We start from the raw sequence: 23,753 nt of genomic DNA on the forward strand, positions 1-23,753 counted from the left end.
GGGATCTCCTCTGGTGGCCTGTGAGCAGGCCTTATCTTGATACTGACGCGGAGGCGTGCCCCTCCTGCTGCCTGTCGGATGCTCCGCTGAGGGCGGAGAGTCCGGTGATTTCCTTACGCCTGTTTGTCCCGGTTAGGACCTGGCGTGTCCCCTGGAAATTGCACCCACGTCATTTTTTATTTCAACGACTATAACCAGTTCACACCGCCAATTCACGATTAACCACCTGGCCGGTCGTTTTTCACGAATTAGCTGCCTGTGTCCTGCTTGATGCTCTGGGCTGCCAGGCGCTTGAGCAGGGCGTCTACTACCTCGATGCGTTCCTCGGGCGTTTCACTGTCTTCCACAAAACGCAGTGCATTGGCACCCTCCAGCTTGTAGCGGTTGGGGCCGGACTGGACCAGCTTGACGATGGTCAGCGGGTCCACCGGGGTACGCTCGCCGAACTCCAGCTTGCCGCCACCGGCGTGAGCATCGAGTCGGGTGATGCCCAGTCTTTCCGCCTGCTGGCGCAGTTCGGTGACTGCGAACAGGTTTTTCACCGGTTCCGGCAGCAGGCCGAAGCGGTCGATCATCTCTACCTGCAGTTCTTTCAGGCCATTGCGGGTCTTGCAGCCGGCAATGCGCTTGTAGAGGGTCAGGCGGCCGAACACGTCCGGCAGGTAATCCTCGGGGATCAGCGCGGGGATGCGCAGGTTGAGTTCCGGGCCACCGCTGAGCGGTTTTTCCACGTCCGGTTGTTCGCCCCGTTTCAGGGCTTCCACCGCCTGCTCCAGCATTTCCATGTAGAGGCTGAAACCGATGGTGTGGATGTTGCCGTGTTGCTCTTCGCCGAGCAGCTCCCCGGCACCACGGATTTCCAGATCCTGACTGGCCAGCATGAAGCCGGCACCCAGGTCGGTGGCCTGTTCGATGGCCTCCAGTCGCTTGAGCGCATCCTTGCTCATCGCCTTGGGGCTGGGGGTAATCAGATAGGCGTAGGCCTGATGATGGCTGCGGCCCACGCGGCCGCGCAGCTGATGCAGCTGAGCCAGGCCGAGCTTGTCGGCCCGGTCGATGACGATGGTGTTGGCACTGGGCACGTCGATACCGGTTTCGATGATGGTGGAACAGACCAGCACATTGAAGCGCCGGTGATAGAAGTCGCTCATCACCGCTTCCAGTTCCCGCTCGCGCATCTGCCCGTGGGCAATGCCGATGCGGGCATCGGGCACCAGTTTGCGGATGTCGGCAGCTGTCCGTTCCATGGTGTCGATATCGTTGTGCAGGTAGTACACCTGGCCACCCCGAAGCAGCTCGCGGAGCAGGGCTTCCTTGATGGTGGTGTCATTGTGCTGCTGCACAAAGGTTTTCACCGACAGGCGTTTCTGCGGCGGGGTGGCGATGATGGAAATGTCGCGCATGCCGCTGAAGGCCATGTTGAGGGTTCGGGGGATCGGTGTGGCGGTGAGGGTGAGGATGTCACACTCGGCGCGCATCTGCTTGAGGCGTTCCTTGTGGCGTACCCCGAAGCGGTGTTCCTCGTCCACGATGATCAGGCCCAGATCGCTGAAAGACACGGTTTCCTGCAGTAACTGGTGGGTGCCCACCAGGATATCCACCTTGCCTTCTTTCAGGCGCTGCAACACCTGGGTCTTGTCCTTGGCGCTGCGGAAGCGCGACAGCACTTCGATGTTTACCGGCCAGTCGGCAAAGCGGTCGGTGAAGGATTCGTAATGCTGCTGGGCGAGCAGGGTGGTGGGCACCAGTACCGCCACCTGGGTCTGGTTTTCCACGGCCACAAAGGCGGCGCGCATGGCCACTTCGGTCTTGCCGAAACCCACATCGCCGCACACCAGCCGATCCATGGGCTGGCTGGACTGCATGTCGGCAATGACTGAGGCAATGGCAGCCTGCTGGTCCGGGGTTTCCTCGAAGGGAAAGCCGGCACTGAAGCGTTCGTAATCGTTCATGTCCACGTCGAACTGCTTGCCCTGGCGGGCTTCGCGGCGGGCGTAGGTGTTGAGCAGTTCAGCGGCCACGTCGTGGATCTTTTCCGCGGCCTTCTGCCGTGCCTTGCTCCACTGCTCTGTGCCCAGCCGGTTGAGCGGGGCGCTATCGCCACCGCCGTAGCGGCTGATCAGGTGCAGGGAGGACACCGGCACGTAGAGTTTGTCGCCGCCGGCATATTCCAGCAGCAGGAACTCGTGTTGCTGGCGGTCCACCTCCATGTGGATCAGGCCAAGATAACGGCCCACGCCATGCTCCATGTGTACCACCGGAGCGCCCTCGGTCAGTTCGCCCAGGGAGCGGAAGGCCTGTTCGGCGGCGCCGTCGTCGCTGCTGGATTTACGGCGCCGGCGTTGCAGTACGCGCTCGCCATACAGGTCGTTCTCGGTGACCACCAGCAGCTCGTGTTCGGGGGCGTAGAAGCCCGCATCCAGCTCGCCGCGGGTCAGGCTCCAGCGCTCTGGCTGGGCGATGAAGTCCGGCCAGTTGTCTTTCAGGGCCGGCTGGATGCCGATTTTCTGCATCAGTTCCAGCAGGGCTTCCCGGCGGCCGGCGGTTTCCGCACAGAGCAGAATGCGGGTGTCCGGATGGGCGTCGGAGAAGGTGTGCAGCAGGGCCAGAGGGTTGCTGGCACGCACATCCGCAGTGAGCGGCGGCATCCGGGTCACATCGAACTGGATAGCGTTACTGCTGGGGGTGGTGCTGTCTGCCTGGCGAGCCCGGGGATGCTGCTTGAGGGCCGCCGCCAGCTCTTCCGGGCGCAGATACAGTTTCCAGGGGGCCAGGATGGGCCGGTGGATATCGTGGCGTCGGGATTCGTAGCGTTGCTCCACATCGGCCCAGAAATGCTCTATGGCGCTTTGGCATTCGGCCAGTTCCACCAGCCGCACATCGTCGGGCAGGTAGTCGAACAGCGTGGCCATGTTCTCGAAGAACAGCGGCAGGTAGTACTCCAGACCGGGTGCAGACAGGCCGTCGGACACATCCTGATAGAGCGGTACACCACGGGTGTCCACGTCGAAGGTGTCGCGAAAGGCGGTGCGGAAACGGCTGATGCCGTCGGCGCTGAGCGGGTATTCCGCCGCCGGCAGCAGGGTGATGTCATCCACTTTGCCGGTGGAGCGTTGGCTTTCCGCGTCGAACAGGCGCAGGGATTCGATCTCGTCGTCGAACAGCTCAATGCGGAAGGGTTGATCGGCGCCCATGGGGAAGATATCCATGATGGCGCCGCGCACGGCGAATTCGCCGTGCTCATAAACGTTATCCCGCTGTCGGTAGCCGCAGGACACCAGGCGGCTGCGAGTGGCTTCCATATCGAAGGTGTCGCCCACCTTGAGCAGGAAGCTGTTGCCAGTGATATGCAGTGGCGGGGCCAGACGCTGCATCAGGGTATTCACTGGCACCACCAGGATGCCCTTGTGACTGCTGGGCAGCTGGTGCAACACGCGGATGCGATCGCTGATGATGTCCTGGTGGGGGCTGAACAGGTCGTAGGGCAGGGTCTCCCAGTCCGGAAACAGCATCACCGGCGTATCGTTGCCCTGATCCCCGCTACCGGTCAGGTAGAACTCCAGCGAGTCGGCAAGGTGTTGTGCGCGACTACTGTTGGGAGCCAGCACCACAAACAAGTGATCCTGGCTGCGCGCCAGTTCGGCCAGCACGGCGGCCATGCTACCGCTGTCCAGCCCGGCCCAGTCTTTATAGTGCTCGCGGCCGGTGGGGAAGAGGCTGCTGTCGGGGAGTAACTTCATTAAAGCCCGTGTCCTGCGTGTTCGGTGGGTGCGTATTGTAGCCAAGGGTGACGGTGCCGTCAGTGCCGGCTAGACTGCCGGTCTGATTGGGGAGGATGCATGATTACATTACAACAATGGAAAGATTGTGAAGGACAGGCGTTTACGCTGGAAAATGGCGATAGCCTGACCTTGGCGGAAGTGACGATGCCGATCTCGCCGGAGGGGTGGGAATGTTTCTCCCTGTTGTTTGCGGGGCAGGTGCAATTGGAGCAGGGCGCCACTGTCATGCGTAACGACGTGCTTGGTGAGACATCGGTGTTTGTGGTACCGGTGGGGCCGTTGGGCGCCAGTGATGGTACCTACCATTTCGAAGCGGTGTTCAATCGTCAGGTTGCCAGCGCATAAGCAGGTAGACACCCTTGTCTGCCTGTTCCACAAATCCCAGCCGCTCATAGAGCCGTCGTGCCGGGTTATTGGTTTCCACGTGAATAGTCAGGGGCTTGCCGGCCCGGCGAGCCCGGGCCTGCAGGGCGGCGAGAACCTGTGACCCCAGGCCGCTGCCACGAAAGGCCGGCAGCAGGGCAATATCCACGATGCGGATTTCCTGCTCCCAATCGGACAGGTACAGCCGCCCGGCTGTCTCCCCGCTTAACTCAATCAGATGACGCTCTGCTTCCGGATAATGCAGCAGGTAGTGTTCGTGCTGCGCCTTGGCCTGCATGGCCAAAAAGGCATCCTGCTGCCCCTGGGGCCAGCCGGTCTGCGCCACTTCTTCCTGGCGGGTGCTGGTGTAGATGGCCAGTAACATCGGTGTGTCGTTGTCACTGGCCGGGCGTAAACGGTAGCTGTGCATTACGAGCGGGAAGGGTAAATGCCGAACAGGGCCACAATGAAGTGCACAAAGAGCTGGGGGGTCAGCGATTCCTGGTTGTTCGAATGCGCCTGCCAGGTTTGTTGGGTTTTCCCCAGGCCGCGATCAATGCTGACGCTGGTAGTGGCAGCAACGGCACCACTGGCATTGCTGCCACTTTTGGCGCCCAGACGAGCCTGAGGAAGTCCCGGACCCGTGCCGGCGTGTACCGGAGAGCGTCCCCGACAATCCGGTAGACCGAATGTGGTTCTGCCATCACCGCCATAAATGGTGCCAAACAGGGAAAACAGCGCATCATTCTGTGATACGGCCAATAGTTGGCCATCGCAGAGTGCCCAGCCTCGCGGAGCAAAATTGCCCGCAAACATGCGAATTTCGCCTACAAAGGGTTCTGACATAGGAGCCTCTAGCTTCTGCTTGGGAAAAGCCCTTGCAGGGCAATGGCAAAGTTAAGCGCGATAGAATCCATCTGCGCACCATGGGTGGCAACCAGGGTGTTATTCAAGGTGCTGCCCAGATTGCGATCCAGGGTCAGGCTGTCCAGGGTGTCTCCATCATCGGCAGGCCCGGTTGTGTTCGCCGTTCCCCCTTTAGTGCCCTGATTGATGCTACCCGCTCCCGGATGCATGGGCGTGCGGCCGCGCAGGTCCGGAAGTGCAAAGCTGGTTCTGCCGTCGCCACCGTAGGTAGTGCCCAGCAGAGAATAAAGGGACTGGTTTTGATTGATCGGCAAGATTTGTCCATCGCAGAAGGCCCAACCGCGGGGCGCAAAGTTGAAGCCGTAAATGCGGATTTCGGCGAGAAAGGGTTCGCTCATCAGTAAAAGACTCCTAGCCTCTGGATGGGTATAGCCCTTGCAGAGCAATGATGAAATTCAGACCCAGATAAGGATGGCGCTGATCGCCAGCGGGTATTTTGGCGGCGATAGTGCGGGTGGTCTGGCTATTGCCCAGGTTACGGTCGGGCGTGACGTTCTGTACAACCTCTACCGGGTTGTTCTCGGCCACCTGACCAAGGCGATAACTTGGCAGCCCGGGGCCTCTGCCGGGATGTGCGGGCGCTCGGCCTTGCAGATTGGGTAAGGCCACTGTGGTACGACCATCCCCGCCATAAGTGGTGCCGATCAGGCTGAACAGGGCGGTATTCTGACTGATAGGCAAGAGTTGCCCGTTGCAAAAGGCCCAGCTGCGAGGGGCGAAATTACCCGCAAAGATGCGAATTTCAGCAATAAAAGGTTCGCTCATAGTGGCCTCACACGCTGATCAGCAGGTTACTGCCCGGTTGCCAGCTCAGATGAGCCAGCTGCTGGGCGCTGGTTTGGGGGAGTGCCAGTACCGGTGTAGCTCGGTCAGCCCAGCAGAGCTGCTTCTGGCAACGATCCATGATCAATAGCTGGTCGTTCACGGCGGTCAAGCCGCTGGGCATGGTTAATGTGCTGACTTCACTGCCCAGGCTGTCGCCTGTCAGGGTGAAGTGGTGCAGTCGCCGATCGCCGAGGGTGAGCAGGGTGATGCGCTCTGCGGTTTTGGCCAGAGAGGCGGGACCATTCAGGGGCCGGTCGCTTTGCAGCCAGACTCTGGATTCATTGCGCAGATGCAGTCGCATCAGGCGATGGCCGTGTACATCTGCGATCAAAGCGTGGTCACCATTGAGCACAAAGTCGGCAGGTTCCTGCAGATCGGTCAGACCAATATGGCGGGCCTGGCTACCGTTGGGCCGGAACCAGCTTAGCCGACGCTGGCTGCGGTCCAGCAGGACAGCGTTATCCCCATCCAGGGCCGCGGCAACGATGCGGGTTTCGTGGGGAGCGCCGGTGTCTAGACTGATGGTGCTACCGTTGCGATACCACTGGGCTTGGCGGCCATGGTCGGTGATCTGCAGCCGCTGGTTCTCGCCGAGGGCAATCGCCCGCGCTGCACTGACCAGTTCCACGCGGGCTGCCGTGGTGCCGGCGACCAAGGGTGTGCTGAGCAGGATCCCGGCCGCGCCGCCAGCCGCGATAAACTGCCGTCGCGTGATAGCCATTAGTTGGCTACCGCGCAAGTAATGGTAATGGCGGTAGGCGTGGCGGCCGCGCCAGTCTGCCAGGTTTCGCAACTGCCGCTCCAGGCGCCGGCGGCACTGGGGTAGCTGTTGGTAATGTAGCTATTGCTGGCACACTGAACGCCACCGGCCAGTACCACGCCACTGTCACATTGGCAGCTTGTCGCACTGGTGCAGGCCTTCTGGGCTACATTGCTGGTACTGAATGTGCCGGCTGGGCCGGTCATGCCGGTGAGCCCTATAGGGCCCTGGTTACCTGTGTCGCCTTTTGGGCCTGCGGGACCGGCGATGCCTTGCGGTCCGGCTTCACCCTGAGGTCCTTGATCACCGGTATCGCCCTTGGGGCCGATGGGTCCAGCGGGGCCTTGGTCTCCAGTGTTGCCTTTAGGACCAGTGGGCCCAGCGATACCTTGCGGTCCGACTGCGCCTTGTGGGCCTGTATTACCGGTATCCCCTTTGGGACCGATAGGACCGATGGGGCCCTGGCTGCCAGTCTCGCCTTTGGGGCCAATGGGGCCGGCGATGCCTTGTGGTCCAGCTTCACCCTGTGGACCTTGGGGGCCCGGTGCGCCCGCCGGACCGGGTTGCCCCGTATCACCCTGGGGCCCAGTGGGGCCGGCTTCACCAGTGTCACCTTTGGGGCCGACCAAGCCGCTGTCCGGCCCTACCCACTCACCATTTTCATTGATCAAAAGCTGATCGGCGACGCTTACCGTGCGCGGAGTGATATCCCCGTTGACCTGCTCGGCTTCGCGGGCCTGCAGGGCATAGGGCACGCTGCCGGTGGTGACGACAAGGCGCGGAGACATTTCACTGTCGCCATTAATCGCCAGCCCCAGTTCTACCTGATTGCTTTCCAGCAGGTCATCGGGCAGGGGGTTGCTGTCGCTATCACCCAACACCAGGCTGTATCGGCCGTTCTCAACGCTGACGGTCATGTCTTCGGTCCAGAGGACTGCGCCAAGACCGAGGGGATCGGTGTTGGTCCCTCCATCATTCTGGTAGTCGGTCGTCCGCCCGGATAGATCGTAAAGGGTTGTGGTCAGAGTGTAGGTGCCATGCAGGGGCAACTGGCTGGAGCGATCGCTGAGATAGCCTTGTATGACCAGGCGTGATGGAACGGTGGCTTGCACGGCCTGAGAGAAAAGCAACATGCAGAGCGCCATGGCCGCCAGGCCACCGCGGAGAAGCTGAAACATCGAATTGTCCCCCCGAAGGCGATCTAGGCGCCCCCTTTGTCTATTTGTGCATATAGTAAACAGTGTGACTCAGTTCAAACAAGCGCTAAAAGTGATGTTTTCTCTGGCGTTGTGCCAAGCAGGAGGACGAGACCACAGTGGTGTTGTTAATTTCCTGGGCTGCCTCTGCGCCCGCGAAGAACCCCGGCAGGTTGAGCCGATTCGTGATTTGACCTCAAATTTTAGCGGGCTTGCGGTTACCATGACCCGTTATTGATTGTGTTTTGCGCTGAGGATACGTCTATGAATGCATCGGTTCGGGAGCTGATGACGCTGTTTGATCTGGAACAGCTTGAGAATAATTTGTTTAGAGGTCAGAGCCAGGCCAATGGCCAGCAGAGTGTGTTTGGCGGCCTGGTGGCCGGTCAGGCGTTGCTGGCGGCTTCGAAAACCGTGCCGACGGACCGGTCGGTGCACTCTCTTCATGCCTATTTTCTGCGGGCCGGGGATTTCACCAAACCCATAGTCTATGACGTGGACCGCATTCGAGACGGCAGGAGTTTTACCACCCGCCGGGTCAACGCTATCCAGCATGGCCGGCCGATTTTCTCGCTGGCGGCGTCGTATCAGGTTGAAGAGGAGGGCGTTGCCCATCAGGTGCCCATGCCGGAGGTGGCCGGTCCGGAAGGTCTGGAGAATGACGAGGCAGCCCGACAGAAGCTGGTGGCCCGGTTGCCGGAACAGTATCGCGAGGCGTTTCTGCAAGACCGGCCGGTAGAGTTCCGCCCGGTGACCCCCCGTGATCCGATTTCTTCCCAGCCGGAACCGCCGTTGCGGGAGGTCTGGTTCAAGGTGGTCGATTCTGTCGACGCAGACCCCATGACCCAGCGGGCCTTGTTGGCTTATTGCTCGGATTTCGGGCTGATGGGGACGGCCATGCTGCCCCACGGCATGAATTTCTGGCAGCCCCATGTGCAGTGCGCCAGCATTGATCACGCCATGTGGTTCCACGGGGATTTCCGCATTGATGAATGGCTGCTCTATCGTAGCGAGAGCCCCTTTGCCGGTGGCTCCCGGGGCATGAACTTCGGCTCCATCTATCGTCAGGACGGCACCCTGGTGGCATCTGTGGCCCAGGAAGGGCTGATGCGCCTGCACCGCTCGGACAGCCCGGCGGCATGAGCAAGCTGATCCCTCTGCTGGAAGAGGTGAGGGCCTGCCGGCTGTGCGAGGCCCATCTGCCTCTGGGGCCGCGCCCGGTGGTGCGCGCCGGGGAGGGGGCCCGGCTGCTGATCGTGGGGCAGGCGCCAGGCACTAGGGTCCATGAAACCGGCATTCCCTGGAATGATCCTTCCGGGGACCGGCTGCGCGACTGGCTGCAAATGGACCGGGATGCCTTCTATGACGAAAACCGCATTGCCATTATTCCCATGGGGTTTTGTTATCCGGGTCGCGGCAAGGGGGGCGATCTGCCGCCCCGCCCGGAATGTGCCCCCCAGTGGCATGAACAGTTGCTGGCGGAGCTGCCGGATCTGCAGCTGACCCTGCTGGTGGGGCAGTACGCCCAGAAGTACTACCTGCCGGAGCCGGGCAAGACCCTGTCAGACAATGTTCGTGATTTCGCCCGGACCCTGCAGCATGGCTACTTCCCGCTGCCTCATCCGAGCCCGCGAAACCGGTTATGGCTGCGCCAGCGGCCCTGGTTCGAGGAGGAGGTGTTGCCGGTGTTGCGTGAACGTGTGAAAGCTTTGGGAGTCTCTGCATAACCCCTTGCGTACTCAGCGTGGCCTGAAGCGTGCAGATGTTGTGTCTTGTCTCGACGGGTAGGGTGGTTTCCTTTCCTAGAGGCAAGGCGCAGCAGATGTGCGCTTCAGGACACGCCCTCCGGGTCTTCCAGGCTGGCCCGTACTCGTCGTTGCGCTTTTTCGATGGATGGACATACACCTTCAAAAGCGCGCCTAGATTACGAGCCAGCCTGAAAGACTGAGCATGCAAGGGGTTGTGCAGAGACTCCCATGTTCGTGAAACCGTAATATCCCCGCCATTTGGGTGGATAAACGCGGCGTTTGGCGATATTATTCGCGCCCCAAACTCCACCGCCGGTGAACGTAGAAACCGGGCATTTCGGTGCCAGCCACGGTTTTCTTCACCCGAACCCAACCTGAGAGGGGCATCTCCGTGAACAAACTGGAAGACCACTTCGGACGCTGGAAGAACCGCGAAGAAATCGCAGAAGCCATGATCCCGATGATCGGCAAGCTGCATCGCGAAAAGAACATCACTACTACAGTTTACAGCCGCTCCCTGGTCAACAAGTCTGTTATCCAGATCCTGAAAGCCCATCGTTTCGTCAAGCAGGTCGAAGATTCCGAGCTGTCTGTGGTGGATTCCTTCCCGGTTCTGCAGGAAGTGAACAAGCTGGACCTGGGCCCCTGCCGCATTGATATCGGCAAACTGGCGGTAGAGTACAAGAAAGATAATCGCGGCCTGTCCATTGAGGACTATGTCCGTGAAGAGCTGGCTGAAGCGGTCAATAACAAGGGGCCAGAGCCCAGCTCCACGGACGTGGTGCTGTACGGTTTTGGCCGTATCGGCCGTATCCTGGCCCGTCTGCTGATCGAGAAAGCGGGTTCCGGCGATGGTCTTCGCCTGAAGGCCATCGTGGTGCGCGAATCCGGCAAGGGCGACCTGCAAAAGCGTGCCAGCCTGCTGCGTCGTGACTCCGTGCACGGCCCGTTTGCCGGCACCATCGCCGTGGATGAAGACGAAAACGCCATCATCGCCAACGGCAACTTCATCAAGGTGATCTACTCCAGCGATCCGTCTTCCATCGATTACACCGAGTACGGCATCAACAATGCCGTGGTGATCGACAACACCGGTAAGTGGCGTGATTCTGAAGGCCTTTCCCAGCATCTGCAGTGCAAGGGCGTTGCCCGTGTGATGCTGACTGCACCGGGTAAGGGTGATATGAAGAACATTGTTCACGGCGTGAACAATGACATGATCGAAGACAGCGACAAGATCATTTCCGCTGCCAGCTGCACCACCAACGCCATCGTGCCGCCACTGAAAGCCCTGGAAGACAAGTTCGGCATCGAATACGGCCACGTGGAAACCGTGCACTCCTACACCAACGACCAGAACCTGCTGGATAACTTCCACAAAGGTCCTCGTCGTGGTCGCTCCGCGCCCCTGAACATGGTGCTGACCGAAACCGGTGCGGCGACGGCTGCTGCCAAGGCGCTGCCGTCCCTGCAGGGCAAGCTCACCGGCAACTCCATCCGGGTGCCGACCCCGAACGTGTCCATGGCGATCCTTAACCTGACCCTGGGCAAGGAAACCACCCTGGAAGAGCTCAACGAGTACCTGCGCTGGGTGAGCCTGCACTCTCCGCTGCAGCGTCAGGTGGACTTCGTGAGCAGCCCGGATGCGGTATCCACCGACTTCGTGGGTTCCCGTCACGCTTCCGTGATTGATGCGGAGGCTACCATTGTCAGTGGGCGTCATTGCGTACTGTACGTGTGGTACGACAACGAGTTCGGTTACAGCTGCCAGGTACTGCGTATCCTGCAGCAGATCTCCGGAGTGGAATACCCGGCGTACCCGAAAGACTGAACTGCGTTTGAAAAGAAGCCCGCGCTGCGGGCTTTTTTTCGGTGCATCACCGGGTTTTCTTTTGCAGCAAAGTGGTTCTGTGCGACGAAAGACGGGTCGCACGGTGCTGGCGAACGGGCAGGTGCGTCTTTATAATGGCGCCGCCGGCTTGTTGCCGGCTCCCAAGTGCAAATTCCGGTTTTAGCGAACATCCACGGCATTTCCCGCTTTTCGGGGCTTGCAGGCGGATGTGCCTCGACTTCAGCAACACGCAACGTGGGCGAGAAACTATGATTAAAGTCAGGAAGGGCCTGGATCTGCCCATCACTGGTGCACCGCGCCAGGCGATTGAGGAAGGCCACCAGGTTCGTTCTGTTGCCGTGCTCGGCGGTGACTATGTGGGCATGAAACCCACCATGGAGGTCCGCGAGGGAGACGTGGTCAAGAAAGGCCAGTTGATCTTCACGGACAAGAAAACCGAGGGTGTGAAATACACCGCTCCTGCCGCTGGCAAGGTGGTGGCGATCAACCGTGGCCACAAGCGCGTCCTTCAATCGGTAGTGATTGAAGTGGCCGAGCAGGAAGACGAAGTCACCTTTGATTCCTTCAGCGCCGACCAGCTAGCCGGCCTGGACCGTGAAGCGGTTCAGCAGCAGCTGGTGGACTCTGGCGAGTGGACCTTGTTGCGGACTCGCCCCTTCGGCAAGGTACCGGCACCGGGTAGCACCCCGAATTCCATTTTCGTTTCCATTCTCGATACCAACCCGCTGGCCCAGGAGCCGGCACTGGTGATCAAGGAAAACGAACAAGCTTTCCGTCACGGTCTTGCCGTGTTGAGCCGTCTTACCGATGGCCCGGTATGGGTATGTCGTGGCGCCAACACCGATCTGCCGAGCTTCGCCGGCGGCCAGGTCCGTGAAGAAGCCTTTGCCGGCAAACACCCGGCGGGCAATGTGGGTACACACATTCATCACTTGGATCCGGTTAGCCTGAAAAAGATCGTCTGGTCTGTGGGTTATCAGGACGTGATTGCCATCGGGAAATTATTCACCGAAGGCAAGATCTACTCCTCCCGGGTAGTGGCTCTGGCTGGCCCACAGGTGAAAACGCCGCGTTCCCTGCGTACCCGTGTGGGTGCCAGCACCGACGACTTCGCCCAGGGTGAGCTGAAAGAAGGTGACAACCGCCTGATCAGTGGCTCCGTCTTTGGCGGCCATAATGCCCAAGGTCCGGTGGCTTTCCTGAGCCGTACCGGTAACCAGGTAACGGCGCTGTGCGAAGGCCATAAACGCGAATTGCTGGGGTACATCTCCCCGGGCGTGAATCGCTTCTCGGTGCTGAACATCTACCTGTCCAAGCTGATGCCGGGCAAGCGTTTCAACTTCACCACTACCACCAACGGTTCCGAGCGGGCCATGGTGCCGGTGGGGGCCTACGAGGAAGTGATGCCGCTGGATATCCTGCCGACTCAGTTGCTGCGTGCGCTGATCGTTGGTGATACCGACAGTGCCACGGCACTGGGCGCGCTCGAGCTGGTGGAAGAAGACCTGGCCCTGTGTACCTTCGTGTGCCCGGGCAAATACGAGTACGGTCCGATTCTGCGCGACAATCTCACCACCATTGAAGCGGAGAGCTGAGCATGGGCATGAGAAGTTTTCTGGACAACAAGGTCGCCCCGCATTTCCACGAGGGTGGCAAGTTCGAGAAGTATTACACCTTCTACGAAATGTTCGACACCATGCTGTACACCCCGGATTCGGTGACCCGGTCCTCTGCGCATGTACGCGATGGTATCGATCTGAAACGGATCATGATGACGGTGTGGTTCTGCGCCTTCCCGGCGATTTTGTTCGGGCTGTGGAACACCGGTTATCAGGCCAACCTGCAAATCGCTGAAGGCTTCAGCCCGATTCCCGGCTGGCGCAGTGATCTGGTGATGGCCCTGGCAGGGTTTGATGCGGCCAGTTTATGGTCCAACCTGCTGCATGGCATGGTCTATTACGTGCCGATTCTGATTGTGGTCTACCTGGGTGGTTTCATCTGGGAAGGCCTGTTCGCCTGGAAGCGCGGCCACGAAGTGAACGAAGGTTTCTTCGTGACGGGTATCCTGTTTACCCTGATTCTTCCTCCGGCTATTCCCCTTTGGCAGGTATTCCTGGGTATTTCCTTTGGTGTGGTCATCGGTAAGGAAGTGTTCGGGGGTACTGGCAAGAACTTCCTCAACCCGGCGCTGGTCGGGCGGGCGTTCCTGTTCTTCGCCTATCCGGCAGAAATGTCCGGGGATGCGGTATGGACCGCGGTGGATAACTTTTCCGGGGCGACCCCATTGGCGTTGGCCGCTGCCGGTCAACTGGACTTCGCCAGCAATCTGACTGCCGATGCCGGTGCCAATATCTCCTGGATGCAGACCTTCCTGGGCGGTATTCAGGGCTCCATCGGTGAGACATCAACACTGGCGATTCTGATAGGTGGCGCGGCGCTGCTGCTTACCAAAGTGGCCTCCTGGCGCATCGTACTGGGTGTATTCCTAGGTATGGTGGCGCTCAGTACTCTGCTGAATGCGGTGGGCTCAGCTACCAACCCCATGTTCGCCATGCCTTGGTACTGGCACCTGACCGTGGGCAGCTTTGCCTTCGGCATGATCTACATGGCCACTGACCCTGTGTCGGCCTCCATGACCAATGTGGGCAAGTACATCTTCGGTGCTCTGATCGGTGTCATGATCGTATTGATCCGGGTGGTGAACCCGGCGTTCCCGGAGGGCGTGATGATGGCAATCCTGTTCTCCAACCTGTGTGCGCCGTTGATCGACCACTTTGTTGTGCAGGCGAATGTTCGTCGCCGCCTGCGCCGGACCGGGGGAGAAGTGTAAATGTCAGCAAATAAAGAAAGTGTCGGCAAAACGCTGCTGGTTGCCTTTCTGGTCTGTGTGGTTTGCGGTGTGGTGGTTGCCACCGCTGCGGTAAGCCTGCGACCGGTACAGAGCAAGAACCAGCTGCTGGACAAACGCATGAACATCCTGCAGGCCGCTGGTCTGTACCAGCCCGGTGTGGATGTGAACGAGGTGTTCAAAAGCATTGAACGCCGCTTTGTTGACATCGACACCGGTGAATACGTAGAGATGCCGGAATCCTATGACCAGCGCAAGGCAGCCAAGGACCCCCAGCGGTCCGAACGCCTCAGCGGGAAAGAGGATATTGCCGGTATCAAATCCCAGGCGAACGTTGCAGAAGTGTTCCTGGCCCGCGGTGATAACGGTGACCTGAGCCGCATCATCCTCCCGGTGCATGGCTATGGCCTGTGGTCCACCTTGTATGGTTTCCTGGCCCTGGAGCCGGATGCCAACACCGTTTCCGGTCTGGGTTTCTATGAACACGGCGAAACCCCTGGCCTCGGCGGCGAAGTGGACAACCCGAAATGGAAAGCCCTGTGGGAAGGTAAAAAGCTTTATGGTGAGCAGGGTGAAGTAGAAATCCAGGTGGTCAAAGGCGCCGTGGACAGCAAGACGCCGAACGCCGAACACAAGGTGGATGGCCTTGCCGGCGCGACCCTGACCAGCAACGGTGTCAGTAACCTGCTGCGCTTTTGGGTCGGTGAAAACGGTTTCGGTCCTTACCTCAAGCGCATGCAGCAAGGTGAAGTGGTCGAACAGCAGGAAGGAGACGCGTAATGGCGGAGAAAACGAAGGACATCCTTTTAGGTCCGATTTTCGACAACAACCCCATCGCGCTGCAGATCCTCGGTATCTGCTCCGCCCTGGCGGTAACCAGTAACCTGAGCACGACGGTGACGATGTGTATTGCATTGACCACCGTCACCGCGTTCTCGAACTTTTTCGTCAGCTCGATTCGCAATTACATTCCGTCCAGCATCCGCATCATTGTGCAGATGACCATTATTGCCTCGCTGGTAATCGTGGTGGACCAGTTCCTGAAAGCCTACGCTTACGGCATTTCCAAGCAGCTGTCGGTGTTCGTGGGGCTGATCATCACCAACTGTATCGTGATGGGCCGGGCGGAAGCCTTCGCCATGAAGAACCCGCCGATCCCGTCCTTCCTGGATGGTGTGGGTAATGGTCTGGGTTACTCGGTGATCCTGCTGGGTCTGGGCTTCATTCGTGAACTGCTGGGCGCCGGCAGCCTGTTCGGACACCAGATCCTGACCAAGGCCGCTGACGGCGGTTGGTTCGTGACCAACGGCATGATGCTGTTGCCGCCCAGCGCCTTCTTCCTGATCGGTCTGTTCATCTGGGCGATCCGGGTCTGGAAGCCTGAGCAGGTAGAAGAAGATACCTTCAAGATGAAGCCACACACCCGTGTCAGCGACGCGTTTTAACGGAGACGAGTAATGTTTGAACATTATCTGAGCCTGTTCGTCCGCGCCGTCTTTGTTGAAAACATGGCGCTGGCCTTCTTCCTGGGCATGTGTACCTTTATTGCCGTGTCCAAGAAGATCCAGACCGCGATCGGTCTGGGGGTTGCGGTGGTAGTGGTACTGACCATCACCGTGCCCGTGAATAACCTGATCCTTACCTACCTGCTGGACGAGAACGCCCTGGCGTGGACCGGGATTGAATCCCTGGCCAGCCTGGACCTGCGTTTCCTGGGCCTGCTCAGCTACATCGGCGTTATCGCCGCGCTGGTGCAGATCCTGGAGATGACCCTGGACAAGTATGTGCCCAGTCTCTACAACGCCCTGGGTATCTTCCTGCCGCTGATTACCGTGAACTGCGCCATTCTGGGTGCGTCATTGTTCATGGTGGAGCGGGACTACAGCTTTGGGGAGTCCATGGTTTACGGCGTGGGTGCCGGGGTTGGCTGGGCGCTGGCGATTACGCTGCTGGCCGGTATTCGCGAGAAGCTGAAGTACAGCGACGTGCCGGACGGCCTGAAAGGTCTGGGCATCACCTTCATCACCGTGGGGCTGATGTCTCTGGGCTTCATGTCTTTTTCCGGCGTGCAGCTGTAAGCGAAGGGGTTGAATCATGAGTTTTGAGATTATTCTCGGTGTGGTCATGTTCACCGCCATTGTGCTGGCACTGGTGGCGGTGATCCTGGTGGCGCGCTCCCGGCTGGTAGCCAGCGGGAACGTGCACATCAACATCAACAGTGATGAAGAAAAATCCATCGACGCCCCGGCTGGCGCCAAGCTGCTGGGTACCCTGGCCAACCAGGGTATCTTTCTGTCTTCCGCCTGTGGCGGTGGTGGCACCTGTGCCCAGTGTAAGTGTCAGGTTCTGGAAGGTGGTGGTGATATCCTGCCTACCGAAGAGGGGCATTTCACCAAGGGCGAGATTCGCGACGGCTGGCGCCTGAGTTGCCAGGTGAACGTGAAGCAGGACATGAAGATCGAAGTGCCGGAAGAGTTCTTCGGTGTGAAGAAATGGGAGTGTGAGGTTATCGCTAACGATAACGTAGCCACTTTCATTAAAGAGCTGACGCTGAAGCTGCCGGAAGGCGAGAACGTGGACTTCCGCGCTGGTGGTTATGTACAGCTGGAAGCGCCGCCGTTCGACGTGAAATTCGCTGATTTCGATATCAGCGAAGAGTACCGCGGTGACTGGGAGCGTTTTAACTTCTTCGATCTGAACTGCAAGAACAACGAGGAAGTGATTCGCGCCTATTCCATGGCGAACTATCCGGAAGAGAAGGGCATCCTCAAGTTCAATATCCGGATCGCCACTCCGCCTCCGGGTTCCAAGGATATCCAGCCCGGGATCATGAGCTCCTACGTCTTCAACCTGAAACCGGGTGACAAGATCACCGTGTTCGGTCCCTTCGGCGAGTTCTTTGCCAAGAAGACCGATGCGGAAATGGTCTTCATCGGTGGTGGTGCCGGCATGGCGCCCATGCGCAGCCATATCTTCGATCAGCTCAAGCGTTTGAATTCCAAGCGCAAGATCAGCTTCTGGTACGGTGCCCGTAGCTGGCGTGAGACGTTCTACAATGATGAATATGACCTGTTGGCCGACGAGAACGACAACTTCGAATGGCATTTGGCGTTGTCTGATCCCCAGCCCGAAGATAACTGGGACGGACTCACCGGCTTTATCCATAACGTGCTGTACGAGCAGTATCTGAAGGACCATCCGGCCCCTGAAGACTGCGAGTACTACATGTGTGGGCCGCCGATGATGAACGCCTCGGTAATCAAGATGCTTGATGACCTGGGTGTAGAACCGGAAAACATCCTGCTGGATGACTTCGGCGGATAACACCAAAAACGCCGACCTGCGGGTCGGCGTTTTGTTGTTAAGCCTTTTTTATTATGTAGGAGCTATGCTTGCATGGCTAACGGGACGGCAAGTTCCGAGTAGTGAGGTTCGCCTCACGTTGGCCTTTGCCAGAGTGTTTCCTGCAGAACGTTGAATTCCCTTGGATTACAGGTATGGCCCGTCTCGTTTTTGCTCTTGTCGTTTTTTCCGTTGCACTGCTCACCGCCTGTGACGACAGCAAAAATCGCCTGTCTGTTCTCAGCGGCCCGACCATGGGTACTACCTGGAGTGTGAAGTTCAGCGGTACGCCGAAGGAAGGCATAGACGATCTGAAAGCGGATATCGAAGCCGCCCTGGAGCAGGTCAACGCAGAAATGAGCACCTATCGGCCGGACTCCAATCTGAGTCGTTTCAATGCGGCTGACGCCGGCACGCTGATGGCGTTGCCGGAGGATACGGTCAAGGTACTGTCTGCGGCGTTCAGTATTTCTGCAAAAACTGGCGGGGCCTATGACGTAACGGTGGGGCCACTGGTCAATCTGTGGGGATTTGGCCCGGACCCGGACCGTTTTGAACCGCCGTCAGCGGACGAAATCAACGCCGCCATGGCGCGCGTTGGCTGGCAACAGTTGTTGTTGAATGACAATGAGCTGCTGCAGCCCGGTGAGGCGTATGTGGACCTGTCCTCCATTGCCAAAGGTTTTGCCGTGGACAAGGTGGCAGAACTGCTGGAAAGCCAGGGGCTGAAAAACTATCTGGTGGAAGTGGGTGGCGAGTTGCGCGGTAGTGGTAAAAAGCCCTATGGTCAGCCCTGGCGGGTAGCCGTGGAGCGCCCGATTGCCGGTGTGCGGGAAGTGGAACAGGTCGTGGTTCTCAAAGACATGGCCGTGGCCACTAGTGGCGATTACCGCAACTTCTTCGAATCGGATGGGCAACTGTATTCACATACCCTGGATCCGAGAACCGGTTATCCTGTGGATCATATGCTGGCATCGGTGTCGGTGCTGCACGAAAGCGCCATGATGGCGGACGGTCTGTCCACTGCCATGACCGTGCTGGGCCCGGAGGCAGGTATGGCGTTTGCCAAACAGCACGAACTGGCCGTGTTTTTTATTGTCAGAAAAGGTGAGGGCGTAGAAGAAATTTCCACGCCTGCCTTCGATGCAATCGTGGAGGAGAAATAACATGTTGATGACCATTATGGCCGCAGTGATTTTTATCGGCCTGCTTTTCTCGGCCATGGCGGTCGGCGTGATTCTCTCCAACAAGCCGATCAAGGGCTCCTGTGGTGGCCTGGCCACTCTGGGTATGAAAGAAGGCTGCGAAATCTGCGGTGGTGACCGAGGCAAGTGTGAGGAAAACACTCAGAAGGTGGACGGTGAAAAAGCCGCTGCCCTGGGCAAGGACGTGATGAAGATGTGATTCACGCCTTCCGGCAAAAAGCCCGCCTTGCGCGGGCTTTTTTGTGTCTGCCTCTTTGGGGCAGGAAAAACATTTTTTACCACAGAGGGCACAGATTTCACTGAGAAAAAGAAAACACTAGGGTTGAAGTTCGTGGGAAGAATTATTTCATGCTAACGCGCCGCAGGAGGGATCAGGTTTTACCTCTGTGACTCTGTGCCCTCTGTGGTAAAAACCATACCCCCAACACCAGGCTAAACACTCAACACCACCGCCGTGCGCAGTTTGGCCTGGCCGTACTTGCGCATCTGGTCGAACTTTTCCCGGGTGATCGGCACATGCTGGCAGTCCAGGGGGACTTGGTCCTCGCCCGGGTCCGGGTCGTGAATATAAAAGCATTCCTCATCGCTGCCACTGATGGCGACCCAGTGCGGGGCCTTGCGGCCATCCAGGCGCCAGGTGCTGATCAGCACCAGCACGATGTTGCCGGCGGTGATGGCGTCGTCCAGGTCCGCGGCACTGAAATCCTCGTAACAGACCGGCAGGGATTGAGCCTTGCAGGCCTCCACGAAATAGTTGTGAAGGGTGGTGATCACCGCCTTCTTTTCAGGGTCACGGACCGAATCGACAAACAGCGGGCCGGTCTGATTGCACCAGACACGCGCTTCGAGGCCTCGCAGACGAGCGGCCAGGGCCAGCCCCATGGGGTGGCAACCACCGTGACCGGCGGTCATGAAGATGGTAGTGGCTTCGCGCCACAGCAACAGTTCTTCGGTGGTGCTGGGTGGTTGCTGCTTGAGCGCCGCCAGAGCCATCATCAGACAGGCCGGCCCGCAGGTGAATGGCGTGGTCTGCTGCACCCAGGGCAAATGCAGCCGTTCCGCGTTATCGGGCAGGAAGAGGAGGCGCTTCTGGTAGCGCAGGGCATCCTGGTGGTCTTCGTAGTAATCCGGGGTCTGGGCAAAAAGGCGGTAGCCGCGCTTTTCGTACAGGGCGATAGCGGCAGCGTTATCCTTGCGCACTTCCAGACGCAGGTAGGGGCGGCGCTGTAGCAGGGCGTAGTCTTCTGCAACTTCCATCAGTTTTTCCCCCAGATTGCGTCCCCGTTGCTGCGGATCCACGGCGATGGAGTAGAGTCGCGCCAGGCGGGTGCCCGGTTGCAACAGCACAAGCACATAGCCTGCCAGCGCATTGTCATCATCAACGGCGACAATCAGGCCGCTGTGTTGGCGTTTGAGCCATTTACGAAAGCTGCGTCGGGAAAGACGGTCCGATGAGAAACAGCGCTGTTCCAGCGCGGTGAGGGCGTCCAGGTCATCGGTGGTGGCGGGGCGTAGCTGAAAGCGGTACATAAAGCGGGTTCCAGAAGATGCCCCAGCATAAGGCAGGGAACCGGCAGATCGCCAGTGGTATTGCGGCTGTGGTGACAGAATGTCTGCCACGGCATACTGGTGGAAATTTGGAGGGTGGAAATGCAGAAACAGGACCCGGTTCGTGGGTTGATATTGTCCGGGGGCGGCGCCCGTGGCGCCTATCAGGTCGGGGTGCTGGCAGCGATTGCTGAATTGCTGCCTCGCGGGGAGCCAAATCCGTTTCCGATTATCTGCGGAACTTCCGCAGGGGCGATCAACGCGGCGTCACTGGCCGCCAATGCCGGTAATTTTCGCACGGCGATTCGCGGGCTGGAGCGCGTCTGGGCCAATATTACCGCCGAACAGGTGTACCGCACGGATACCTATGCGCTGCTGAAAGCCGTGGTGCGCTGGCTGTTTTCCGGCGTCACCACCGGCAAGACGCCGGAACGCAGTGCACTGCTGGACAATATGCCGTTGCAGCGCTTGCTTACCCTGGTGATCAATTTTCGCCGTATTCGCGAGAACCTGGATCAGGGCCATTTGCGCGCGCTGGCGATCACCGCTTCCGGTTATGCCAGTGGTGAGTCGGTGAGTTTTTTCCAGGGTGACAGTGAATTGCCTGAATGGGTGCGAGCCCGTCGCAAGGGTAAGCGCTCTGACATCGATGTGCAGCATCTGCTGGGGTCTGCGGCCATCCCTATCCTGTTTCCCGCCAGCAAGGTAGACGGTGCCTATTACGGTGATGGCGCCCTGCGGCAACTGGCGCCATTGAGCCCGGCGCTGCATCTGGGCGCGTCCCGGCTGCTGGTGATCGGGGTGTCCGGCAACATGAGTGCGGGGCATCAGCGCCAGCTAAGCGGTTATCCGTCCATGGCCCAGGTGCTCGGCCATGTGCTCAACAGCGTCTTTGTGGACACCCTGGAAGGGGATGTTGAGCGCCTGGAACGGATCAACCGTACCTTGTCTGCCATGAGTGAGCGTTCCCGGCGCAAGCATGGTATCCAGCTGCGACAGGTGGATGTGCTGAAGATCTACCCATCTCGGCCCATTGACGAAATTGCCGCCGAACACATCAAGGAATTGCCCCGGGCGCTACGTTTCTTCCTGCGGGGCTCCGGTGCCACCCGGTCGCCGGGGGCCAGTGCCATGAGTTATCTGCTCTTCGAGCCCGGCTTTACCCGCAGCCTGATCGAGATGGGCCGCAAGGATGCCATGGCGCGCAAGGAAGAAATTCTGGCGTTCTTCGCGGATCAGCCGCTCAGTGCGGCGGTTTCCGAGGAGGAATAACGGGGGCTGCGACGGAAATGGCTGACAAAGCTGGTGGGGTAGTCGGTGATGATGCCATCCACCTGCAGTTGGGCAAGGCGGTCCGCTTCGGTGAGATCATTCACCGTCCACACTGACACCTTCAGACCCCGTTTGCGCGCCCGGCGCATTAACGCCGGGGTCACCAGCGAATAGTGGGGCATCAGCCAGTTGCAGCCCAGGCCGTGGGCCCGGCGGGTGGGTTGCAGGTAGCGGTACTGACACACATAACCCCTCTCCACATCCGGCGCCATTGTGCCGATCATGCGCAGAAAACCGGTATGGCTGGAGGTCACCACCACCCGCGATTGCAGCTGCTGCTCATGGATCATGTGAGTGAGGTGATGGGCCAGCTGATGCAGCACCACCCGATCCGCGCCTTTTACCTCGAACTGAAAACGCATGGCCGGGCCACACAGTTCCACCACTTCCTGTAGAGAAGGAATGCCCGTGGGGCTGTGCCAGCCGGGGGTATTACGACGGGCATCCATGGTGCCCAGTTGCGAGCGGGTGTACTGGCGCACATCGCCGCGCATGCCTGTGGTGCGAGTGACGTCGCTGTCGTGCAGCACGATCAGATGGCCGTCGGCGGAGAGCCGCACATCCAGTTCCATTTCCGTGACACCGGCCTCCAGTGCCACCTGAAAGCTGGCCAGGGTATTTTCCGGGGCTTCGCCGCGTGCGCCCCGATGGCCGACCAGTGTCGGGTGGCGAGGGGCTGTGCTGGGTGCTGTCATCGCGATAGTCATACCACTATTGTTTTGGTGAAAGATGACAGCGCGATGACCTGGAGACAAGAGGGAAAATTGTCATTTTTATGACATGGGTGAGGCGTAGCGTGCACGCTGCATGGAATAGCCGGGAGAACGGTTTGGCAGTACTGAAACGCTATGTGCAGTTTTTTGTGATGAGCTGGCTGCCGGCCTACGATGGTCGGGCAGGGCGGTTTTCCCTGCAGCGGCTGCTGGTCATGACGCTGTTCTGGCCACTGTTCCTGCTGGTGCAGGCCATCAATGGCCTGGGCCTGCTGCTGGATTATTTACTGTTTCCTGATTTTCGTCGCGTCCAGGTGCGTGAGCCGCTTTTTGTGGTGGGCGTGCCCCGCAGCGGTACCACCTTCCTGCATCGCCTGCTGGCCATGGACGAACGCTTTACCACCACGGCCCTGTGGGAGCTGTTGTTTGCTCCGTCGATTACCCAGCGCTATTTCTGGACCGCTATTGCCCGTCTTGATGGATGGATAGGCCGGCCGGCGGGGCGCTTGCTGTTATGGATCGAACGGCGCCTGCTCGGCGGCCTGGATGGCGTGCACAAGACCGGGCTGCTGGACCCGGAGGAAGATTACCTGGCATTGATGCCGGTGTGGGGCTGTTTCCTGCTGGTGCTCGCCGTGCCGGTGCCGGCCCTGTGGCGTCTTACCTATCTGGACCGGGATGGCACCGACAAGGAAAAGGAGAGGCTGGTCGCGGCGTACCGGCGCTTTGTGCAGAGGCATCTTTATTTTCATGGTAGCCATAAACAACTGCTGTCCAAGAACCCGTCTTTCACGCCCTGGATGGCAACGCTCGCAGAGGCCTTCCCGGATGCCCGCTTTATCGGCTGTATTCGTAACCCCAGCGCGGCGGTGCCATCCCAGATCAATTCCATCCTGATTGGCGCGCGCCTGTTTGATGGTCGCGATACCACCGAGTACTGGCGCCAGGGCTTTATGGCCATGCTCGATTATTACTATCGCCATGTGCTTGAGGTACTGGCAAGCCTGCCGCCGGAACGCCAGGTGCTGTCGGTAATGGAACAACTGGCCCCGGCGCCGGCGGACACCGTGTTGGCGTTTTATCAGCGCTTTGGCTGGCAACCCGGCACGGCTTTTCGGCAACAACTTGACGCGCAAGAGCGCAAGGCAAAACAGTACCGCAGCGATCATCACTACTCGCTGGAGGCCCTGGGTGTCAGTGGTGAGGAGTTGCTGCAAACCTTTGGTTGGGTCTACGAACGCTTTGGCTTTGCCCTTCCGCCACGAGACTGACCGATACCGCAAGAAAACCCGTTTTCACCACAGAGCGCACC

At 59.3% G+C, this 23,753-nt stretch carries 23 protein-coding genes; 14 read left to right on the forward strand and 9 right to left on the reverse strand.

Going from position 1 to position 23,753, the window contains the following annotated elements; all coding sequences use genetic code 11:
* Positions 1-248: 248 nt before the first annotated feature.
* Positions 249-3,740, reverse strand: coding sequence for a transcription-repair coupling factor (gene mfd, locus Q0Y02_RS00620; RefSeq protein WP_297762896.1), 3,492 nt, complete (start codon positions 3,738-3,740; stop codon positions 249-251).
* A gap of 99 nt (positions 3,741-3,839) precedes the next feature.
* Between mfd and Q0Y02_RS00625 the strand changes: the two genes are divergently transcribed.
* Positions 3,840-4,127 (forward strand): hypothetical protein, encoded by a 288-nt coding sequence (locus tag Q0Y02_RS00625; protein WP_035247234.1) that lies wholly within the window; start codon positions 3,840-3,842, stop codon positions 4,125-4,127.
* On the opposite strand, the gene Q0Y02_RS00630 is transcribed toward Q0Y02_RS00625, so the two are convergent.
* Genes Q0Y02_RS00630 through Q0Y02_RS00655 form a run of 6 tightly spaced genes read right to left on the reverse strand, consistent with a single transcriptional unit; the run spans position 4,102 to position 7,835 of the window.
* Complete coding sequence (locus Q0Y02_RS00630; RefSeq protein WP_297762898.1) at positions 4,102-4,575, reverse strand: GNAT family N-acetyltransferase; 474 nt, start codon at positions 4,573-4,575, stop codon at positions 4,102-4,104. The two genes, Q0Y02_RS00625 and Q0Y02_RS00630, sit on opposite strands and share 26 nt — an antisense overlap.
* A complete protein-coding gene (locus tag Q0Y02_RS00635; RefSeq protein ID WP_035247238.1) occupies positions 4,575-4,991 on the reverse strand; it encodes a tail fiber protein in 417 nt (138 codons plus the stop codon). The genes Q0Y02_RS00630 and Q0Y02_RS00635 overlap by 1 nt, the downstream gene beginning before the upstream one ends.
* Before the next feature lie 8 nt (positions 4,992-4,999).
* Positions 5,000-5,410: a tail fiber protein gene (locus Q0Y02_RS00640; RefSeq protein WP_035247240.1), complete on the reverse strand. Its 411-nt coding sequence runs from the start codon at positions 5,408-5,410 to the stop codon at positions 5,000-5,002.
* A gap of 13 nt (positions 5,411-5,423) precedes the next feature.
* The gene (locus Q0Y02_RS00645; RefSeq protein WP_035247242.1) at positions 5,424-5,837 is read right to left on the reverse strand and encodes a tail fiber protein; all 414 of its coding nucleotides are present in this window, start codon (positions 5,835-5,837) and stop codon (positions 5,424-5,426) included.
* Between the two features lie 7 nt (positions 5,838-5,844).
* Complete coding sequence (locus Q0Y02_RS00650) at positions 5,845-6,618, reverse strand: hypothetical protein (RefSeq protein ID WP_297762903.1); 774 nt, start codon at positions 6,616-6,618, stop codon at positions 5,845-5,847.
* A complete protein-coding gene (locus Q0Y02_RS00655; protein ID WP_297762905.1) occupies positions 6,618-7,835 on the reverse strand; it encodes a hypothetical protein in 1,218 nt (405 codons plus the stop codon). The genes Q0Y02_RS00650 and Q0Y02_RS00655 overlap by 1 nt, the downstream gene beginning before the upstream one ends.
* 282 nt (positions 7,836-8,117) lie before the next feature.
* On the opposite strand from Q0Y02_RS00655, the gene tesB reads away from it, so the two are divergent.
* From tesB to nqrM, 11 genes are all read left to right on the forward strand, one after another.
* Positions 8,118-8,996, forward strand: a complete 879-nt coding sequence (tesB, locus tag Q0Y02_RS00660; protein WP_035247246.1) for an acyl-CoA thioesterase II — start codon at positions 8,118-8,120, stop codon at positions 8,994-8,996.
* Positions 8,993-9,580 (forward strand): uracil-DNA glycosylase family protein, encoded by a 588-nt coding sequence (locus tag Q0Y02_RS00665; RefSeq protein WP_297762907.1) that lies wholly within the window; start codon positions 8,993-8,995, stop codon positions 9,578-9,580. Before tesB ends, Q0Y02_RS00665 begins: the two co-directional genes overlap by 4 nt.
* A gap of 412 nt (positions 9,581-9,992) precedes the next feature.
* The gene (locus Q0Y02_RS00670; protein WP_084573447.1) at positions 9,993-11,432 is read left to right on the forward strand and encodes a glyceraldehyde-3-phosphate dehydrogenase; all 1,440 of its coding nucleotides are present in this window, start codon (positions 9,993-9,995) and stop codon (positions 11,430-11,432) included.
* Positions 11,433-11,701: 269 nt separating this feature from the next.
* The gene (locus tag Q0Y02_RS00675; RefSeq protein ID WP_297762913.1) at positions 11,702-13,048 is read left to right on the forward strand and encodes a Na(+)-translocating NADH-quinone reductase subunit A; all 1,347 of its coding nucleotides are present in this window, start codon (positions 11,702-11,704) and stop codon (positions 13,046-13,048) included.
* Positions 13,049-13,050: 2 nt separating this feature from the next.
* On the forward strand, positions 13,051-14,283 hold the full coding sequence (locus tag Q0Y02_RS00680; protein ID WP_035247253.1) for an NADH:ubiquinone reductase (Na(+)-transporting) subunit B: 1,233 nt from the start codon (positions 13,051-13,053) through the stop codon (positions 14,281-14,283).
* On the forward strand, positions 14,284-15,081 hold the full coding sequence (locus tag Q0Y02_RS00685) for a Na(+)-translocating NADH-quinone reductase subunit C (RefSeq protein ID WP_035247256.1): 798 nt from the start codon (positions 14,284-14,286) through the stop codon (positions 15,079-15,081).
* Positions 15,081-15,746, forward strand: coding sequence for an NADH:ubiquinone reductase (Na(+)-transporting) subunit D (locus Q0Y02_RS00690; RefSeq protein WP_297762918.1), 666 nt, complete (start codon positions 15,081-15,083; stop codon positions 15,744-15,746). The genes Q0Y02_RS00685 and Q0Y02_RS00690 overlap by 1 nt, the downstream gene beginning before the upstream one ends.
* A gap of 12 nt (positions 15,747-15,758) precedes the next feature.
* Entirely contained in the window at positions 15,759-16,379 is a 621-nt protein-coding gene (gene nqrE, locus Q0Y02_RS00695) for an NADH:ubiquinone reductase (Na(+)-transporting) subunit E (RefSeq protein ID WP_297762920.1), read from the forward strand.
* A gap of 16 nt (positions 16,380-16,395) precedes the next feature.
* A complete protein-coding gene (gene nqrF / locus Q0Y02_RS00700) occupies positions 16,396-17,625 on the forward strand; it encodes an NADH:ubiquinone reductase (Na(+)-transporting) subunit F (protein WP_297762923.1) in 1,230 nt (409 codons plus the stop codon).
* Positions 17,626-17,798: 173 nt separating this feature from the next.
* Positions 17,799-18,809 (forward strand): FAD:protein FMN transferase, encoded by a 1,011-nt coding sequence (locus Q0Y02_RS00705; protein WP_297762925.1) that lies wholly within the window; start codon positions 17,799-17,801, stop codon positions 18,807-18,809.
* Position 18,810: 1 nt separating this feature from the next.
* Positions 18,811-19,047, forward strand: a complete 237-nt coding sequence (gene nqrM, locus Q0Y02_RS00710; RefSeq protein ID WP_198030647.1) for a (Na+)-NQR maturation NqrM — start codon at positions 18,811-18,813, stop codon at positions 19,045-19,047.
* Positions 19,048-19,280: 233 nt separating this feature from the next.
* Here the strand turns inward: nqrM and Q0Y02_RS00715 are convergent, their stop codons facing one another.
* Positions 19,281-20,378 (reverse strand): GNAT family N-acetyltransferase/peptidase C39 family protein, encoded by a 1,098-nt coding sequence (locus Q0Y02_RS00715; RefSeq protein WP_297762929.1) that lies wholly within the window; start codon positions 20,376-20,378, stop codon positions 19,281-19,283.
* 120 nt (positions 20,379-20,498) lie between these two features.
* Between Q0Y02_RS00715 and Q0Y02_RS00720 the strand changes: the two genes are divergently transcribed.
* On the forward strand, positions 20,499-21,668 hold the full coding sequence (locus tag Q0Y02_RS00720) for a patatin-like phospholipase family protein (protein WP_297762931.1): 1,170 nt from the start codon (positions 20,499-20,501) through the stop codon (positions 21,666-21,668).
* On the opposite strand, the gene Q0Y02_RS00725 is transcribed toward Q0Y02_RS00720, so the two are convergent.
* Positions 21,632-22,423, reverse strand: a complete 792-nt coding sequence (locus tag Q0Y02_RS00725; RefSeq protein WP_297762933.1) for a glycerophosphodiester phosphodiesterase — start codon at positions 22,421-22,423, stop codon at positions 21,632-21,634. The two genes, Q0Y02_RS00720 and Q0Y02_RS00725, sit on opposite strands and share 37 nt — an antisense overlap.
* A 134-nt stretch (positions 22,424-22,557) precedes the next feature.
* Here Q0Y02_RS00725 and Q0Y02_RS00730 point away from each other — a divergent pair, with 134 nt between their 5' ends.
* On the forward strand, positions 22,558-23,712 hold the full coding sequence (locus Q0Y02_RS00730; RefSeq protein WP_297762936.1) for a sulfotransferase: 1,155 nt from the start codon (positions 22,558-22,560) through the stop codon (positions 23,710-23,712).
* Positions 23,713-23,753 lie beyond the last annotated feature (41 nt).

Origin of the sequence: uncultured Alcanivorax sp. (assembly GCF_947258575.1) — a bacterium.
Lineage (GTDB): Bacteria > Pseudomonadota > Gammaproteobacteria > Pseudomonadales > Alcanivoracaceae > Alcanivorax.